Below are 18679 nucleotides of genomic sequence, written 5' to 3'. Positions count from 1 at the left end.
TTAATATTACTTTCTAAACCAATAATGCTGCGTTATTTTCAATATCATTTTGCTCCAAGAGCGATTTAATATTATTGAAAGTTACTAATGCAATTTGCGTTAAAGCTTCGTTGGTGAAAAACGCCTGATGCGCTGTTACCAAAACATTCGGAAAACTCATTAAACGCTGAATCGCATCATCTTGAATAATATCTGCTGAAAGATCTCTAAAGAACAACTTTTCTTCCTGCTCGTAAACGTCAATTCCTAGATAACCAATTTTACCTTCCTTTAAGCCTTCAATTACTGATGATGTTTCAATTAATCCGCCTCGGCTGGTGTTGATAATCATTACACTTTCTTTCATAAAAGAAAGCGAAGTTGTATTGATGATATGTTTCGTCTGATCATTTAACGGACAATGAAGCGAAATAATATCACTTGATTTGAAAATGTCTTCTAAGCCCACAAAAGAAACGCCATCTTTTTTCATTTCTTCACTTTCAACAATATCGTACGCTAAGACTTTACAGCCAAAACCTAATGCAATTTTAGAAAATGCTTTTCCGATATTTCCCGTTCCAATAATTCCGATCGTTTTTCCGAATAAATCAAAACCTAATAATCCGTTTAAAGAGAAATTTTGTTCGCGAACTCTATTGTATGCTTTATGTGTTTTTCGGTTTAAAGTCAAAATCATGGCCATAGCATGTTCTGCAACGGCTTGCGGAGAATACGCTGGAACACGACAAACTTTGATGTTGTGCTTTTTAGCTGCTTCTAAATCAACATTATTAAATCCAGCGCAACGCAACGCAATTATTTTGACATTCTTTTCTGCCAATTGTTTAATGACCGTTTCGTTTACAATATCATTTACAAATACACAAACAATTTCACAAGCTTCAATTAAAGCTACTGTTTGCTGATTGAGTTGTGTTTCGAAAAAATCCAATTGAAAACCAAAATCTTCATTGTACTTATTGAAAAACGTTTTATCGTAGGGCTGGGTTGAGAAAAATGCAATTTTGTTTGCACCAAGATTTAAGCTCATAAAGGATTTTTTTTTATGTTTTGTTATTTTTAAAATTCCCTTTTGGGAGATAATACAGCCATCCAAAACCAATTAAAAATAAAATAAGCGAACCTATAAATGCCGGAATTAAAATTTCTTTATTATGATCTAACGCATTGTTCAGCGCTGCATACAATAACCAAATTTGAATACTTACATTTAAGATTAAAACAAATATTAAAGTAGAAAGAATTACATTCAACTTATTTGGATTTGCCCGATTTTGGCTTCTTCTAAATGTACTCATAATATATTTCTTAGACAATTAACTTTCCTTATTTTCTAAAGCTTTTACAAAAATTTTCTCTCCTTTTAAAACCACTTCTAATTGTGGCAAAGCTCTCGGCGGAGGTCCTGCAACAACATCTCCAGTCAAAGCATCAAAAGATCCTTCGTGACAAGGACAATGAATAATTCCTGTTCCAGGCTTGTAATAAACAGCACACGAAAGGTGCGTGCATTTTTGCTCAAAAGCTCTAAACATGCCGCTTTCTAAATGTACTAATATGTACGGAATTGTACTTCCTTCAATTACAAAACCTCTAGTTCCTCCCGACGGAATATCTTTTATTTCGCATACAAAATGTTCGCCTACAACTTCATCGGCTGGTAACAAATAGGCTTTTGCCGCAACCAATCCGCTACCGACCATTAAACCGCCAGAAACCAAAGTAAGAAATTTGGCAAAATCACGTCGGCTGACTTGTGTCGATTCTTGCTTTCTATATGGAAAATCTTTCTTCCAGTTTTCACTTAAATTATCTTCTTTAGACATGGATTTTAGATTTAGAATATTCGTAATTCGGTACTTCCTTTTGGCATCATGATATTCACTTTGGTGTTTACGCGCTCTTTTCCAAATACAAACGAATTTACTGGAGTACTGTTCGGGCGCATTTCTTCGATTTGAGCGCGAGTTCCGTAAAACAAGGCTCCACTAGGGCAAACTGTTGCACACATTGGTTTTTTGCCAATGCTGGTTCTATCATAGCACATTGTACATTTCATCATTAAATCGTATTCTTCCATTTTCTTCGGAACTCCAAACGGACAAGCCATCACGCAGTTGGAACAACCGATGCAACGCTCCGTATTTGCGGTATGAACAACGCCAAATTCGTCTTGCGAAATCGCATCAGCTGGACAAACATTGGCACAAACGGGATCTTCACAATGCATACAAACCTGAACGGTGGTTTGAATGGTAACTTCACGTTCTACATAATTGACATGAATCATAGATTCCTGACCATTGGTTTCACATTCTGCACAAGCCATTTCGCAAGCTTTACAGCCAATGCATCTTTGTAAGTCTACAAAAAACTCTTCGTTCTTATTATAATTCGTTACATTCATAATTGTTGGTTTTTATAGATTAAACACTTGCATAAGCATTTGGTTTGTCTGATGAATTTTCGATTTCTCCTAATGGTTCGAGTTTACAGGCACAAACTTTAAACTCTGGAATTTTAGAAATCGGATCTAAAGTCCCAGGTGTTAACTGATTGGCTGATTTTTTTCCCGGCCAGTGATACGGTACAAAAACAGTATCTTTTCTGATGGTTTCTACAATATTGGCAGGAAAAATTCCTTCCCCTCTTCTGGTTGAAACTTTTACCAATTCTCTTTGCTGGATATTATATTTTCGAGCCATTTCTGGGTGAATTTCCAACAATGGTTCTGGAAACTGATCGACTAATTTCCCGATTCTTCTAGTTTGAGTTCCGCTTAAATATTGCGATACTACACGTCCGGTGGTTAATATTATCGGATATTCTTCATCTGTAATTTCGCCTGGCAATTTATAAGGAGCGGGATTGAAATGCGCTTTTCCATCTGGCGTCGCAAACTTTTTATCTTCCCACAATCTTGGCGTTCCGGGATGATCTTCGGTTGGACATGGCCAGAAAACGCCCATATTGTCTTCTACTTTTTTATACGTGATTCCATTGTAATCGGCAGTTCCTCCTTTTGAAGCAACTCGCAATTCGTTAAAAATGGCTTCACTATTGGCATAGGTAAATCGCTCTTCTTCGCCTAATCTTTTGGCTAATTCTAATAATATCGAAGTATCTGTTCTTGCCTCGCCCGGTGGCGTAACGGCTTGCCTGATTCTTATTACACGTCCTTCTGCAGATGTGGTTGTTCCTTCTTCTTCTTCTTGTAATGAGCCTGCTAAAACAATATCTGCATGGCGAGCAGTTTCATTCAAAAAGAAATCTATCGCAACATAAAACTCTAGTTTTTCGAGAGCCGAACGCACATAATTATTATTAGGAAGAGAAACTAACGGATTAAAACAAATCGAAATCAATCCTTTTATTTCGCCACTGTGAATGGCTTCGATAATTTCATAAGCTGTAATGCCTTTGTGCGGCATATCTTCTTCTTTTATTTTCCAAACATCGGCAATATATTTTCGGTGTTCCATGTTTTCGATATCACGATTTCCTGGCAATTGATCGCATTTATGACCATGTTCTCTCCCGCCCTGACCATTTCCTTGACCTGTAATAGTTCCGTAACCGCAATAAGGCTTTCCGATTCTTCCTGTTGCCAAAACTAGATTGATGCAACCAATTACATTATCAACACCTTTTGAGTGATGTTCGATTCCTCTTGCATGGAGTAAAAAGCTGGTTTTTGCTTTTCCCCACAATTCGGCTGCGGCTTTGATTTTTTCTTTAGAAATTCCTGTAACTTCTTCTGCCCATTCTAAAGTATATTCTTTTACAGCATCAATAGTTTCTTGAAATCCTGACGTATAATTGTCTATAAAATCGTGGTCCAACATGTCGTGATCAACCAAATATTTCAGCATTGCTCCGTATAAAGCAGAATCTGTTCCTGGTCTTACATCCAAATGAATATCGGCAGTTCTTGCCAACGGAATTACACGCGGGTCAACTACAATCAGTTTTGCACCACGATCTCTTGCTTTCCAAATCCAATGCGTTAAAGTTGGAAAAGTTTCGCTTACATTTGCTCCAGCCACAATAATAACCTCAGCATATTCTAAATCTGAATAATTGTTTGAAGCTCGGTCTAAACCAAATGCTTTTTTATTTCCTGCGCCCGCACTTACCATGCAAAGACGTCCGTTGTAATCTAGATTTCTTGTTTTTAAAGCGACTCTGGCAAATTTCCCAACCAAATAACTTTTCTCATTCGTAAGCGAAACTCCAGAAAGCATTGAAAAAGCATGTTTTCCGTATTTTTCCTGAATTCTTTTGATTTCAGAAACCGTTTTATCCATTGCTTCATCCCAAGTTGTTTTTTCGAAACCTTTGCCTTCTACTCTTTTTATCGGATGCAGTAATCGATCGGGATGATTGTTTTGCATATAACGCTGAACTCCTTTTGGACACAAGCGACCTTCGTTGAACGGAAACTCCATCCAAGGTTCAAAACCAACGACTTTGTTGTCTTTTACAGATAATTGAATTCCGCACTGCATTCCGCAGAAACAACAATGTGTTTTTACCGTTTTGTCTGGTTCGTCGCGTCCTTCATATCCTTCTTTTGGAGTATAATTCAAATGCGGACCAAAGTCTTGAATTATTTTTTCGGTTGATACAGGTAGTTTTGCCATGTTCTTTTTTGTTATTTTTTTGTTTCATGTTTCATGTTTCAAGTTCCTCGCGATAACTTGAAACCTGAAACCTTAAACTTGAAACTATAATTCTATCCAAATAAATTCCCTCCTTCGAGTCTTGCTTTTAAATGTGCTTTTGCCAAACGGTCTCTTTTTCCTTCTGGACTTAAATCGAGATGCGAATTGCCTTCATCATCACTAAAATCAAATCCCAATTGTTTGGTTACTATTTTCAAATCATCGACATGAAGTTGTGTTGTAAAAGGTTTTCCGGTTTCGGGACATATTGCCATTCCCTTTTTCATTCCTTCTTTTTTATAAATATGCGCACCAATCTGAGCCGGTCGTTGAATGATATGAAAGAATTTTCCAAAGGGAATCCATATCAAAAACATAATAACGGTTACAGCGTGAATTACAGCCAGAAAATCATATGCGAATCCTTTCATAAACTGATAAGAATAGGTAAGACATAAACCTGTAACCGAAATGGCAATTAATAAAAGAAGTGGTAGCAAATCACCTTCAAAAGTCTGAGTCGCAATTAATCCTGGATTAGTCAAACGACGTCTCAAATAATAAAGCGATCCGAAAATAACCAAATACGAAGACCAGTTTAAGGCGTGAAATGTCAAAAACGCCATTATAGAATCTAATCTGAAATCCATTACTTTAAAACCAAAAAAGTGGGCTTCGTAAACCGAAATTGAGTTTGGAGCTAACGTAAAATGAATCCATCCAAATGTTAATGGAAAAGTGATTGCAAAAGCAGAAAAACAGCCAATTGCGATACAAAAGTGCGCTATCCAACGGTATTTTCATATCGGATAAATGAATTTCTGCAAAGCGATATTTTCTACAGATTCTTTTCCTAAAAACCATAAATGAGAAAATACTTTTCCTGTAAAAAGAAAATGAATACCGCGTTTGAAATACATCCAAGTTGGCGGTCTTTGTAACCAAACGGTATAGCGATAGACCACTCCGAAAAATGCAAATAGTGTTCCGAACAGGTAAGTCACTAAAGCTGCATCAAAATTCTGCAGTTTTCTTGATCCATAGAAAACCAATACGACCATAAAAACCGAAGCTACTGTTGCAATTAATAATGCTTTTGTATTGAATGCTCTTTCTTTCATAACATTTTATTTTCGATCAATATCTTGAGCCATTTCAGGCAATTTTTCTTTGGTCATTTTCACAATTGTACGATGCATCCAGATTAAACAAGTCAGCGATAAGGCTAGAATGAAAAACCATGAACTGGTCCAGAATCCCGTAAGTGATAATAAATACCCAAAAACAATTGGGCCGAAGAATCCACCTAAGCCTCCTAATAAACCAACCATACCACCAATCACTCCCACTTCATTAGGGAAATAATCTGGAATGTGTTTGAAGACTGCTGCAGAGCCAATTCCCCAAGAAATTCCAATTAAAATGACTAATACTAAATAGATCCACATATTGGCCTCAAAATGAATCTGCGTAATTCCTTCTGCTAACAGCTCTTTCTTTTGTACTTTTTGATTTTCTGTTACAACCACTTCCTGCCATGTTTTTTTAGATGGAAAAAATTTAGAATTAGGCTGATTTTCATCTTTTTGACTGATGGCATATTCTTTTCCTTCAATCACTATTTTATCAGGGGCAACTGAAGTAACGGTACCTGCCTTACTGGCCAATAATCCGCTTCCAGAAGTAGTGATATCCATTTTTGGAAATAATAATAAAAAGCTTAAAACCACAGAAGAACTCAAAACCCAATACATTACTTTTCTAGCGCCGAATTTATCAGACAAAAAACCTCCGAAAGCACGAACAACTCCGGCTGGTAAACTGAAACAAGAAGTAAAGATTCCGCCAAGAATTAAAGAGATATGATAGACATTCATAAAATTAGGCAACAGCCATTGCGAGAAAGTCACAAATGAACCAAATACTAAAAAATAATACGTTCCAAAACGCCAAACACGCACTCTTTTTAAAGGCTGAACCAATTGTTTTAAAGTTTTAGATTGTGCTTCGCTTTTTTTGTTTTTAGCGAAAATTAAAAATACAATTCCCATTAACAATAAAGCGGAACCGTAAATTACTGGAAGCCATTTCCATCCATTTTCTGGATCGGTTTCTGAAAATTTACTTAATAATGAAGGTGCTAAAAAAGGCGTTATAGAAGCTCCCGCAGTTCCCATCCCGAAGATTCCTAAAGCTCTTCCTTGCCATTCTTTTGGATACCAAACTGAGGTTGAAGCGACTCCGACTGCAAAACTGGTTCCTACCATTCCAAACAAAAAACTCAGAATAGCAAAAACAGTAAAAGAAGCAGCAAATGGTAAAAGAAATAATGGAATAGATGCTAAAATCAATAAAGCAGAATGCACAATTCTGCCTCCAAATTTATCGGTTAAAATTCCCATTGGCAGTCTCATAATGGATCCTGTTAGTACAGGAATTCCTAAAAGCCAACCAATTTGTACAACACTCCAATCAAAAATTTCTTTATCAACTAAAAAAGTAACCAACACTCCATTTAGTGTCCAACAAGCGAAACAAATGGCAAAAGCCAAAGTATTTAAAAAAAGAATGCGATGAGATTGGGAAAGATCTGCCATAGGATAAAGTATTAAATTATGTTTTTGAAAATCTATTACTGAAATATGGGGAACCTAAAAAACTATTTTTCATAAATTACTGAAAAGCAATAGTTTCTCTAAAGTTAAAAAAAATATCTAACGTAAAACACTTACAAATACAGATTTAGCGTTATCATAATCTTATTTAAACTGATTCTTAAAAAAGTTGATTCTCAATTTGTTAAATAAAACACAATTTTAAAAGTGAGATTAAACCTGTTTCTGCTAACAAAGTCTAATCGATATAACAATAAAAAAAACTTAACATGAAAAAATTATTTATCGCAGCTATGTTATTTGTTGGAATAGCAAGTTTTGCACAAGACGCAGATCAAAAACCTACACGTGAGCATAAGGAAAGAATGACTCCTGAACAACGTAATGAAAAACAGCTTCAAAAACTGACAACTGAATTAAGTTTGGATGCCAGTCAGCAAGCACAAGTAAAACAGCTTTTAGCAGACAGAAGCGCTAAAGCTGAAAAATTTAAAGAGGCTAGAAAAGATAAAAAAGACAGTAACGTTAAACCAACTGCAGAAGAAAAAGCGGCTTTTAAGAAACAAATGGAAGATGAAGTTGCCGCAAACGACGCTAAAATGAAATCAATTTTAAAAGCAGATCAATACACAAAATGGAAAGCTTTGCAAGAAGAGAAAAAAGAAAAAATGAGAGACAATATGAAAGAGCGCAGAAAAGATAAAATCTAATTTCTGTTTATAAAAAAAGAGGCTTGTTTAAGCCTCTTTTTTGTTTTATTATTTAATCGGATTTAAAATCAAATCAATCCTTTTAATACAATCTTCATAATGGTATTTGGTCTCGGTATTACTTCCTCCTGCTTTCGCAACAACCAATGCTTTGCGCAATGCAGTTAGTTCTCCTCTAACCAAAGCTCTTAAATCTGACTGAGAGACGTTGTAGTAAGTTGTGGAGCGATCCGTTGGTTTAATTTCTTCTGTCATCAAATATCCCATTCTGTCAATATAGGCTCTTTGAAGATTTCTTCTGTAAACCGTTACATTTCCCGCTGTACTTGCTTCCTTCCAAATCCCTTTACGAACATCTTTAAAGAAATCCAAAGCTTTGTAGTTATCACCGCTCAAAATTTCGTTATCCATTAATCGACCTATTCTTCCTAAAGTCAGTAGATTATTCAACTGTCTAACCTGTAAGTTTCTAAACTTTTCTGTGTAACCAGCAAACTCCGTATTCTGTAATGTTTTGGTGTTAACAATCCAAGTTGGCGATTCAAATGCATTTTTTTGAAGCCAGTTCATCGCTTCAATTTGTTTTGCTTTTGGAACGACTTCATAAACATTCCCTTTCTGATTTGGCTTTTTAGTATTTTCATAAACCCCACCAACATTGGTTACAACATGCCCAACATAACGGCTCCAACAATCCAATAACTCTTTGTATAATTCATTTAAATCTTCATAGTCATTAGTCGCTGTACTGGTCCATTCACTTAAATGGCTTGCAACATATTCCAGATTTTTAAGTCCGTACGAACTTGCTTTCATCGAGTTATTTCCGATGTCTTCCGTTTGAGAACTCGGATCAAAAGTACTGCTCTGTTTTCCAAATTTATATATCGGATTTCCTGCTTTTTCTAAAATCCACTTGTCTAATGTTGGTGTTTCTGCTTCGGGAGATTTAGCGGTCGGAATTACTCTGTAACCCCAATTCAGAGCATAATGATCATAAGCTCCCATTTTTCTAATAAAACGAATATTTTGATCACCAGGTTGTGCAATATAATTGAATCGGGCATAATCCATAATACTTGCAGAAATTCCGTTTTCTTGTGTAAAAGCACCGTTTCTGTAACTTTCTACATCATAAGAACAGCTAGCTCCCATATTATGTGGAAATCCTAATGCATGTCCGACTTCATGCGCAATAACCATTCGCATCATTTCTCCCATTTCTTCATCGCTGGTCTGTAAGGTTCTTGCTGACGGATTTGCTGCTCCGGTTTCTAATAAATATCTGTTTCTGTAAGAGCGTAAATGATTGTGATACCAAATTACGTCGCTTTCTATAATTTCTCCCGTTCTAGGATCTGAAACACTTGGTCCAACTGCATTTCGAGTTGTACTTGCAACATAACGAATTACAGAATAACGTACATCTTCTGGACTAAAATCTGGATCTTCTTCTTTTGTTGGAGCATCTTTTGCAATAATGGCATTTTTAAATCCTGCTGTTTCAAAAGGTTTCTGCCATTCTTCAATTCCTTGTTTGATATATTTTTTCAATTTTTCAGGAGTCGCTGGGTCCAAATAATATACGATCGGTTTGATTGGTTCAACCAATTCTCCTCTATTATACGCTTCCGGATCTTTTGGCTCTAATCTCCAACGTCTGATGTAAGTTTTAAGATCTGATTTTAGTTCGTTACTTCCATAATCGTACTGACTTATCGTAAACCATCCTACACGCGGATCTGCCAATCTTGGTTTCATTGGAATTTCAGGCAATAAAATCATAGACTGATTCATTTGAATGCTGATAGATTCTGATTCTTCTAACATAGAAGGCTTAGAAGCATTATAAGTCAAATCCTGAATTACTTCGATATTCATCGGAAAACTTTTCATTGTATTGATGAAACTTCTCGAATCGTCTAACCCTTTTACTTTGTAAGTTTCACGCATTTCTGGAGAGATCCCGCTAATTGCTTTTACATCTGTACTGTAAAATTTAGTAACATCGATAACAGTATTTGCCGAATCTTTACTGAATGCTACAATATCAAATGCAAATAAAGTGGGCTCATAATTATTAGCTTTTACCGAAATACTAATGGGTAAAGAATCGTTTGCAACAGCATTATACGATTTTGATTTGATAAGAATTTTATCTTGAAAACGCTGCCATACAATCAGTTGTTCGTTGGTTTCAGAGCCAGCATTTACATAACCGCCTCCTAAATTTGAAGGTAATTTTGATAACCTGCTAACCAAAAGCATGTCTTTATTTAAATACTTATTCGGAATTTCGAAATAATATTTTTTATCTACTTTGTGAACAGTAAAAAGTCCTTCATCAGAAATAGCTTCTTTTGTAATGACTTTATTGTAATCTTTAATAGAAGTTTCGGGTTTCTTTTCCTGCACAGGTGCAACAGCTTCTTTCTGGTCTTTTTTCTTCTTATTCTGAGCAAATTGGTTTGTGGGAAATAATGCAATTGCAGTTAATGCAGAAAAAATGAAAAATTTCTTCATTTAAGGTAGGTTTTATGGTTATTTGTCAAACAAAAATAATTTTTCTGATAATAAACTAGAAAAATATTCCCGTATTAACTTTTTATTAACTTTTTAAAATCATTGATAAAAAAGGCTCAATTAATAAAAATTGAGCCTTGAGTATTTTTAACTATATTCTTTTTAGAATGATTTGGAAACTTTATCAATTGCATTGATTGTAAAATCTAAATCTTCGTAAGTCAATGCATCTGTAATGAACCACGTTTCGTATGCAGATGGCGCGATGTAAACTCCTTCTTGCAATAATCCGTGGAAGAATTTTTTGAATGTTTCGTTATCACCTTTTGCAGCCGTTTGAAAATCGGTAACTGGATCTGCATCAAAGTGAACCGAAATCATAGAACCTACTCTATTGATGGTAAAAACAACATTATTCGCTTTTAAAACTCTGTCGATTCCTGCTTCTAAATAAGCTGTTTTTTCTTCTAAACGAGTAAAAATTTCTCTATCAGAATCAAGTGCTTTCAACATTGCCAAACCAGCCGCCATTGCCAACGGATTTCCAGATAATGTTCCTGCTTGGTAAACTGGTCCAAGAGGCGCTAAATGATTCATGATTTCTTCGCGTGCAGCGAAAGCTCCAACAGGCAATCCTCCACCAATAACTTTCCCGAAAGTTACGATATCAGCATCAATACCATATAATTCTTGAACTCCACCACGAGCCAAACGGAAACCTGTCATTACCTCATCAAAAATCAATAAGATTCCGTTTGCAGTACACAAATCTCTTAAACCTTGCAAGAATCCTTCTTTAGGAACAATACATCCCATATTTCCTGCAACGGCTTCAATAATAATCGCAGCAATTTCTCCCTTATTAGCTTCTACCAATGTTTTTACATTTTCTAAATCATTGTATTTGGCTAACAAAGTATCTTTTGCAGTTCCTTCTGTAACACCTGGGCTATTTGGCGAGCCAAAAGTTACAGCTCCACTTCCTGCTTGAATCAAAAATGAATCTGAATGTCCGTGGTAACAACCAGCAAATTTTACAATTTTATCTCTTTTTGTAAATCCGCGAGCTAGACGAATCGCGCTCATACAAGCTTCTGTACCTGAATTTACAAAACGAATTTTATCAATATTTGGAACCATAGAAACCGCCAAAGCTGCAATTTCTGTTTCCAATTCTGTTGGCATTCCAAATGAAGTTCCTAGTTTTGCTTTTTCAACAACGGCATCAACAACTGGCTGATACGCATGACCTAAAACCATTGGTCCCCAAGAGTTGATATAATCGATTAATTTGTTTCCGTCTTCATCATACAAATAAGCACCTTTAGCACTTTTTACAAAAATCGGAGTTCCTCCAACGGCTTTAAATGCTCTAACTGGTGAATTTACTCCTCCCGGAATTACTTTTTCTGCTTCAGCAAAAAGCTGACTACTTCTTTTATATAACATTTTTTATTTTAGATTTCTTGATAATTGTTAATTATTAATTGTCAATTATCAATTGATAATTATTTCACCTTCAACCTCTGCCCGATTGAAATCGTATTATCTGTTAGATTATTTTTCTTCTTTAAATCTTCCACCAATAAATTGAATTTTTTTGAAATAGAATATAATGTATCTCCTTTTTGAACTTCATATGCATTTTGATCATACGTATTCATATTTATCTTCGGATCAGAATTTGCAACTGAAGATGAACTTCTTGTTGGTGCCGAAGTATTAATTGGCACGTAGTTCCTTCCTGTAACCTGGCAATCGTATTGATGCAAATTGTAACGCTCAATATAACTGATTAATTTGTCTGGATATTTAGGATCTGTTGCATAACCTGCTGCTCTTAAACCCTTTGCCCAAGATTTGTAATCGTCTTTTTCGTAAGTAAACAAGGTCGCATATCTCTTTTTTCCAACCAAAAACAAAGCGTGATCTCTATACGATTCTGATGCCTGAGGATATTTTCTAAAACATTCCTGAGCTGAGTCATCGTCATGACGAACACTTTCTCCCAACCAATCATTATGACATTTTATTCCAAAATGATTATTAGCATCAACAGCCAAATCTCCTCTACCCGCACCCGATTCTAAAATTCCTTGTGCTAAAATAATACTTGCCGGAATTCCGTACGTTTTCATGTTGCCCATTGCAATCTCTTTGTACTGCAATACATAATTGTTAATTAAATCGCTGGTAACAACTGTTTTTGATGTAGACTGGATAACCTCAGTTGTATTATTTGTAGAAGGATAATTTTTTCCGATTGGTTTTACAGGAGCGCCTCTTTTTGTTGAAGCTGTTCTGGTTTGAATTGCTGCCGCTTTTTTAGTCGTCGCGATGGCAGGCTTACTAGAAGAGCAGCTTGCTAAAGCTAATATTACGAGAAGTAATACAATTTTTTTAATCATTGGTTTTGAGTATTGGTAATTTCTTCTGCTTCAACTTTATATTCATTCCGTCAATTCCTTGCAATCCACCTGTGTGAATGAGTAAAATTTTTGAATGTGCAGGAAAATAATTTTTGTGGATTAAATCTATAACGCCAAAAACCATCTTTCCTGTATAAATTGGATCCAAGGGCACTTTATTTTCTTCAAAAAAAGCATTTATAAATTCGATTAATTCTAAATTTATCTTGCCATAACCTCCAAAATGATAGTCAGAAATTAAATTCCAGTTATCTTTTTTGGCAAAAATACGAATTTCATCGGTTAAAAAGTCACCTTTTAACGCTGGAAATCCCAAAATTTTCTGATTTGGTAATGCACTATTTATTAATCCGGAAATTGTACCGCCCGTTCCAACAGCACAACAAACGTAATTAAAACTAGAATCTTCATTTGTCAAAATCTCTTCACATCCTTTTACAGCCAATTCGTTTGTACCACCTTCTGGAACCAGATAAAAATCACCAAACTTATCTTTTAACTTTTCTATAAAAGAAGCTTCACTTTTTAAACGATACTCTTCCCTCGAAACAAACTCGAATTGCATTCCGTTTTCTTGAGCAAATTTCAAAGTTGGATTCTCTTCGATTTTATCTAAAAGTTCGTCTCCGCGAATGATGCCTATCGTTTTAAAACCTTTCTCTTTTCCTGCATAAGCAACCGCTGCAATATGATTGGAGAACGCTCCGCCAAAAGTCAGCAAAGTGGTTTTGTTTTCGGCTTTTGCTTGAAGCAAATTGTATTTCAGTTTTCTGAATTTATTTCCTGAAACAAAAGGGTGAATTAAATCTTCACGCTTAATTGTCATCGAAATATCATTTGGAAATTGAATATTTAGGAATTGATTAAAAACTGGATTCATTTTAATTTAAGTCGAAAGTTGGAAAGTCGAAAGTCAAAAGTGATAATTCACATCTTAATATTGTAAAGCTTAAAGCCTATTGCTTAGCCCCTAAAGCTACAAATAATGCAGAAATCGAAAAAAAGATCGTTTTTTCAGGTAATTCAAATCGGTTTCTTTGGTATAAGCTTCTCTTTCAAAACTAATATTTCGATACGCCAAATCTTTGTTTTTGTATTGAATTAAACGAATAAAAAATTCTAAAACATACCAAATATAGAACGGAAAAACTAACATTTCTAGTTGTTGTCTTAAATGTATTTTTTCGTGATTGACGAAAACTTTGTTTCCTTTATCAAAATCATATTTAACTAAAACAAAAGGAAATAATGTCATTCCACGATACCCTTTCGGAATTAAATATTTAGCAACAATCAGAAACATTGGCTGTAAAATTTATAAATTTGTAGCTATAAAATTGTTCGATTTCAATAAAATCATAATCAAATATTTTTATTTTTGATTTTAAGTTCACTAGAAATTGAACCCGAAACAGATTTATGAAAGAGCAAAGTAATGAAAATAAATTAATCGAAGGCGAAGATTTTTATTATACGCCCGAAGGTTACAAATGCTTTACTGAAAAACATCATTTGAAACGTGGTTATTGCTGCAAAAGCGGTTGTCGCCATTGTCCATACGGATATGATAAAAAAACAGGAAGAATAAATAAAAATTAGAATACCAAACAATGAAGGTTTTTATCAATAAAAATATACCCGAAATCGGCATTAAACTGCTTCAGGAAAAAGAAATCAGCCTTACGATAAATCCAACAAAGAATGTTTTATCGAGAGAAGAGTTTATAAAAATCTGTCAAGAACATGATGCGCTGCTAAATGTTGGAACAAATAAATTAGACGAAGATTTTTTTGAGCAATGTCCGAATTTAAAAGGCATCGCTTTATTTTCTGTCGGATTTGATGCTGTAAATATTCCGTCAGCAAATAGTAGAAAAATTCCTGTTGGAAATACACCCGACGTTTTGAGCAGAGCTACGTCTGATATTGCTTTTTTATTGATGCAAAGCGTAGCCAGAAAATCATTTTTTAATCACAAAAGAATTCTAAATGATAATTGGGGAAGTTTTGATCCGTTAGCCAATTTAGGTCAAGAACTTTACGGTAAAACTCTTGGGATTTTTGGTTTGGGAAGAATTGGTTTTGAAATGGCTAAAAAATGCAAAGCTGCATTCGGAATGAACATTATTTACCACAATCGTTCTCATAATAAAGAAGCCGAAAAAGAACTAGATGCTAAATATGTAGATTTTGAAACCTTACTTACAGAAAGTGATGTTTTGAGTATTCATTCTAATTACAGTGAAGAAAACAACGAAATTTTCAATGCAACTACTTTTGCAAAAATGAAATCTAATGCGATTTTCATTAATACGGCAAGAGGGAAATTTCAAAATGAAGATGATTTATTTCACGCTTTAACGAATAATATAATCTGGGGTGCTGGATTGGATGTTACAAATCCAGAACCTATGAAATCTGATAATCCGTTATTGTCCCTTCCAAACTGTTGTGTTTTACCACATATTGGTTCAGCAACTTACGAAGCCCGAAACGGAATGGCGGTTTGCGCTGCACAAAATATCATCGCACTTTTTGAAGATAAGAAAATGCCGTTTTGTGTTAATGAAGAGGTTTATAATTAATGAGATAATGTGACAATTTGAAAATTAGATAATTACCAATTTATTTCGCTCCGCTGGAGCTTTTTGTGGGTGATTATGATTTTCTATAAATATTTCGCCTTTCCAAGGCTTTACATTTGGGTTTAACGAATTTATCAGCTCCATTAGGAGCAAAATATATATAGAACTTTCCAAGTCTTTGCATCTGGATTTACTATTTTTTTTCAGCTCCGTTAGGAGCGACATATTTATAGGATTAATTAGCAATCTGTCATGTTAAAGCCCCATCGGGGCGACATATTAAAAAAACAAAAAATTAATCTGATATTCATCTTGCTAAAATATCTTAGCAACTTAGAAGCTCAGCAACTTAGTATCTTAAAAAAAATGACTTTCAAAGAACAAATACAACAAGGAATACCTTCTATATTACCTCAAAAGCAGGCTTACGATCCGGCTATTAATCATGCTCCGAAACGAAAAGAAATTCTTTCGGCAGAAGAAAAAAAGCTGGCGTTGAAAAATGCTTTGCGTTATTTTAATCCAAAACACCACGCCGAGTTACTTCCTGAATTTTCAGAAGAATTAGAAACTTACGGCCGAATTTATATGTATCGTCTTCGTCCGGATTATAAAATGTACGCAAGACCAATTGACGAATATCCAGGAAAATCATTGCAGGCAAAAGCGATTATGCACATGATTCAGAACAATCTGGATTATGCTGTAGCGCAACACCCACATGAATTGATTACGTATGGCGGAAACGGAGCAGTTTTTCAAAACTGGGCGCAATATTTATTAACGATGCAATATTTGTCTGAAATGACAGATGAGCAGACTTTAACTATGTATTCTGGACATCCAATGGGATTATTTCCTTCTCATAAAGAAGCGCCAAGAGTTGTGGTTACAAACGGAATGGTAATCCCAAATTATTCTAAACCTGACGATTGGGAAAAAATGAATGCTCTTGGAGTTTCGCAATACGGACAAATGACGGCAGGAAGTTATATGTATATTGGTCCGCAGGGAATTGTACACGGAACTACGATTACGGTTTTAAACGGTTTCCGAAAAATAAAACAAAATCCAGAAGGCAATTTATTCGTAACTTCTGGATTGGGCGGAATGTCAGGTGCACAGCCAAAAGCCGGAAATATCGCGGGTTGTATTACTGTCTGCGCCGAAGTAAATCCGAAGATTACTAAAATCCGTCACGAACAAGGATGGATTAATGAAGTGGTAACTTCTACTGACGAATTGGTTGCGAGAGTCGCTTCGGCGAAAGCAAAAAAAGAAACCGTTTCGATTGCTTATTTAGGAAATGTGGTTGATGTTTGGGAACGTTTCGATCAGGAAAATATCAAAATTGATTTAGGTTCAGATCAGACTTCGCTTCATAATCCTTGGGCTGGAGGTTATTATCCGGTTGGGATTTCGTTTGAAGAGGCTAATAAAATGATGGCTGAAAATCCGGATTTATTTAAAGAAAAAGTTCAGGAAAGTTTACGTCGTCATGCAGATGCTATCAACAAACATACTACAAAAGGAACGTACTTTTTCGATTATGGAAATGCTTTTTTATTAGAAGCTTCTCGCGCAGGAGCTGATGTTATGGCAGAGAATAATATTGATTTTAAATATCCGAGTTATGTTCAGGATATTATGGGACCAATGTGTTTCGATTATGGATTTGGGCCTTTCCGTTGGGTTTGTACTTCTGGAAAACCGGAAGATTTATTAAAAACGGATGCAATTGCTTGCGAAGTTTTAGAAAAAATGGCCGAAACTGCTCCAAATGAAATTCAGCAACAAATGCAGGACAACATTAAATGGATCAAAGGCGCGCAAGAAAACAAACTGGTTGTAGGCTCACAAGCTCGTATTTTGTATGCTGATGCAGAGGGAAGAATCAAAATTGCAGAAGCTTTTAATCAGGCGATTGCAAAAGGCGAAATTGGCGCTGTGGTTTTAGGACGCGATCATCATGACGTTTCTGGAACCGATTCGCCATACAGAGAAACTTCAAATATTTATGACGGATCTCGCTTTACAGCCGATATGGCGATTCATAACGTAATTGGAGATAGTTTTAGAGGAGCAACTTGGGTTTCAATCCATAACGGTGGCGGAGTTGGCTGGGGAGAGGTTATAAATGGCGGATTTGGTATGGTTCTTGATGGTTCTACTGAAGCTTCAAAGCGTTTAGCATCAATGCTTTTCTGGGATGTTAACAACGGAATTTCAAGAAGAAGCTGGGCCCGAAATGAAGGTGCTGTTTTTGCCATAAAAAGAGCAATGGAAGTTGAGCCTTTACTAAAAGTAACTTTGCCTAATTTTGTAGATGAAGGTTTGCTTTAAACAATAAAATGAGAACATTAAATTTCCAATAATATGAAAACATTCAAATTAGTTCCGATTTTGCTGCTGTTAATTCTTAGCTCATGCAGCACTGTTACTGTATATTCTGACTACGACAAAACTGTCGATTTTGCGCCTTACAAAACTTACGCTTTCTTTAAGCCAGGAATTGATAAAGTGGAAATTTCTGATTTGGATAAAAGACGTATTCTGAAAGCAATCGATGCTGAAATGCAAGCCAAAGGTCTTACTAAAAGTGAGAATCCTGATTTGTTGGTAAATATTTTTACCAAATCTAGAGAACAAGTAAATGTAAACCAATTTAGTGCCGGATGGGGTTACGGCTGGGGCTGGGGTTGGAATCCGTGGATGATGTACGGAGGAAACCAAACTACTGTTTCGACTTCGACTGAAGGAACTCTATACATCGATTTGATTGATGCTAAAAAGAAAGAAATGATTTGGCAAGGTGAAGGTCAGGGAACTTTGACTAGAAATATCGATAAAAAGGATCAGAAAATAGCGGAGTTCGTAAACAAAATTTTAGCGCAATATCCGCCTGTTAAAAAATAGTTTTCAGTCTCGGTTTTCAGTTTCCACAAAAAAACTGAAACCAGTTATTGAATTCTTTTTAAATAATTAATTACATTTGCTATTCATTCAGCTAAAAAATGAAAAACTTTAATAACATTATTATCGCTATTATTAGCATTATTGCAATTCAGCAATAATGGCGAGGTGTTATATAAGTATATCAAATATAATATATAGAAACCTCCCAATTGGGAGGTTTTTTATTTTTTAATA

Annotated in this window: 18 protein-coding genes; 5 read left to right on the top strand and 13 right to left on the bottom strand. The window is 35.3% G+C overall.

The features are described 5' to 3' along the window. Positions 1-13: 13 nt before the first annotated feature. The 8 genes from K6T82_RS20240 to K6T82_RS20205 all read right to left on the bottom strand — a co-directional run bounded on the left by K6T82_RS20240 (position 14) and on the right by K6T82_RS20205 (position 7264). Positions 14-1033: a 2-hydroxyacid dehydrogenase gene (locus K6T82_RS20240; protein ID WP_223710008.1), complete on the bottom strand. Its 1020-nt coding sequence runs from the start codon at positions 1031-1033 to the stop codon at positions 14-16. Positions 1034-1046: 13 nt separating this feature from the next. Continuing rightward, positions 1047-1301, bottom strand: coding sequence for a DUF6755 family protein (locus K6T82_RS20235; protein WP_223710006.1), 255 nt, complete (start codon positions 1299-1301; stop codon positions 1047-1049). An 18-nt stretch (positions 1302-1319) separates the two neighbouring features. Continuing rightward, a complete protein-coding gene (locus tag K6T82_RS20230) occupies positions 1320-1829 on the bottom strand; it encodes a QcrA and Rieske domain-containing protein (RefSeq protein WP_223710003.1) in 510 nt (169 codons plus the stop codon). An 11-nt stretch (positions 1830-1840) separates the two neighbouring features. After that, on the bottom strand, positions 1841-2410 hold the full coding sequence (locus tag K6T82_RS20225; protein WP_223710001.1) for a 4Fe-4S dicluster domain-containing protein: 570 nt from the start codon (positions 2408-2410) through the stop codon (positions 1841-1843). Positions 2411-2429: 19 nt separating this feature from the next. Then, positions 2430-4646 (bottom strand): molybdopterin oxidoreductase family protein, encoded by a 2217-nt coding sequence (locus tag K6T82_RS20220; protein WP_223709999.1) that lies wholly within the window; start codon positions 4644-4646, stop codon positions 2430-2432. Positions 4647-4738: 92 nt separating this feature from the next. Continuing rightward, a complete protein-coding gene (locus K6T82_RS20215; RefSeq protein ID WP_223709997.1) occupies positions 4739-5317 on the bottom strand; it encodes a hypothetical protein in 579 nt (192 codons plus the stop codon). A 150-nt stretch (positions 5318-5467) separates the two neighbouring features. Next, positions 5468-5788, bottom strand: coding sequence for a hypothetical protein (locus K6T82_RS20210; protein WP_223709995.1), 321 nt, complete (start codon positions 5786-5788; stop codon positions 5468-5470). A gap of 6 nt (positions 5789-5794) precedes the next feature. Further along, the gene (locus K6T82_RS20205) at positions 5795-7264 is read right to left on the bottom strand and encodes an MFS transporter (RefSeq protein WP_223709992.1); all 1470 of its coding nucleotides are present in this window, start codon (positions 7262-7264) and stop codon (positions 5795-5797) included. A 287-nt stretch (positions 7265-7551) separates the two neighbouring features. On the opposite strand from K6T82_RS20205, the gene K6T82_RS20200 reads away from it, so the two are divergent. Then, entirely contained in the window at positions 7552-7992 is a 441-nt protein-coding gene (locus K6T82_RS20200; protein ID WP_223709990.1) for a hypothetical protein, read from the top strand. A 48-nt stretch (positions 7993-8040) separates the two neighbouring features. On the opposite strand, the gene K6T82_RS20195 is transcribed toward K6T82_RS20200, so the two are convergent. From K6T82_RS20195 to K6T82_RS20175, 5 genes are all read right to left on the bottom strand, one after another. After that, on the bottom strand, positions 8041-10515 hold the full coding sequence (locus K6T82_RS20195) for a zinc-dependent metalloprotease (RefSeq protein ID WP_223709988.1): 2475 nt from the start codon (positions 10513-10515) through the stop codon (positions 8041-8043). A 162-nt stretch (positions 10516-10677) separates the two neighbouring features. Beyond that, positions 10678-11964 carry a glutamate-1-semialdehyde 2,1-aminomutase gene (gene hemL, locus K6T82_RS20190; RefSeq protein ID WP_223709986.1) on the bottom strand — a complete coding sequence of 429 codons (1287 nt, stop codon included), beginning with the start codon at positions 11962-11964 and terminating at the stop codon, positions 10678-10680. 59 nt (positions 11965-12023) lie between these two features. Further along, positions 12024-12923, bottom strand: a complete 900-nt coding sequence (locus K6T82_RS20185) for a glucosaminidase domain-containing protein (protein WP_223709984.1) — start codon at positions 12921-12923, stop codon at positions 12024-12026. Further along, complete coding sequence (locus K6T82_RS20180; protein ID WP_223709981.1) at positions 12916-13824, bottom strand: 1-aminocyclopropane-1-carboxylate deaminase/D-cysteine desulfhydrase; 909 nt, start codon at positions 13822-13824, stop codon at positions 12916-12918. The genes K6T82_RS20185 and K6T82_RS20180 overlap by 8 nt, the downstream gene beginning before the upstream one ends. 96 nt (positions 13825-13920) lie before the next feature. Next, on the bottom strand, positions 13921-14247 hold the full coding sequence (locus K6T82_RS20175) for a hypothetical protein (RefSeq protein ID WP_223709978.1): 327 nt from the start codon (positions 14245-14247) through the stop codon (positions 13921-13923). A 116-nt stretch (positions 14248-14363) separates the two neighbouring features. Between K6T82_RS20175 and K6T82_RS20170 the strand changes: the two genes are divergently transcribed. From K6T82_RS20170 to K6T82_RS20155, 4 genes are all read left to right on the top strand, one after another. Next, entirely contained in the window at positions 14364-14543 is a 180-nt protein-coding gene (locus K6T82_RS20170; RefSeq protein WP_095928730.1) for a C1orf53 family protein, read from the top strand. A gap of 11 nt (positions 14544-14554) precedes the next feature. Further along, the gene (locus K6T82_RS20165) at positions 14555-15529 is read left to right on the top strand and encodes a 2-hydroxyacid dehydrogenase (RefSeq protein ID WP_223709976.1); all 975 of its coding nucleotides are present in this window, start codon (positions 14555-14557) and stop codon (positions 15527-15529) included. 366 nt (positions 15530-15895) lie between these two features. Further along, positions 15896-17872, top strand: coding sequence for a urocanate hydratase (locus K6T82_RS20160; RefSeq protein WP_223709974.1), 1977 nt, complete (start codon positions 15896-15898; stop codon positions 17870-17872). Between the two features lie 33 nt (positions 17873-17905). Beyond that, positions 17906-18445 (top strand): DUF4136 domain-containing protein, encoded by a 540-nt coding sequence (locus K6T82_RS20155; protein ID WP_223709971.1) that lies wholly within the window; start codon positions 17906-17908, stop codon positions 18443-18445. Positions 18446-18679: the final 234 nt, after the last annotated feature.

This window comes from Flavobacterium potami, from assembly GCF_020026915.1.
In the GTDB taxonomy this organism is placed as follows: domain Bacteria; phylum Bacteroidota; class Bacteroidia; order Flavobacteriales; family Flavobacteriaceae; genus Flavobacterium; species Flavobacterium potami.
The sequence above is the reverse complement of the archived record's forward strand: the minus strand, read 5'-3'. Positions and strand labels throughout refer to the sequence as shown.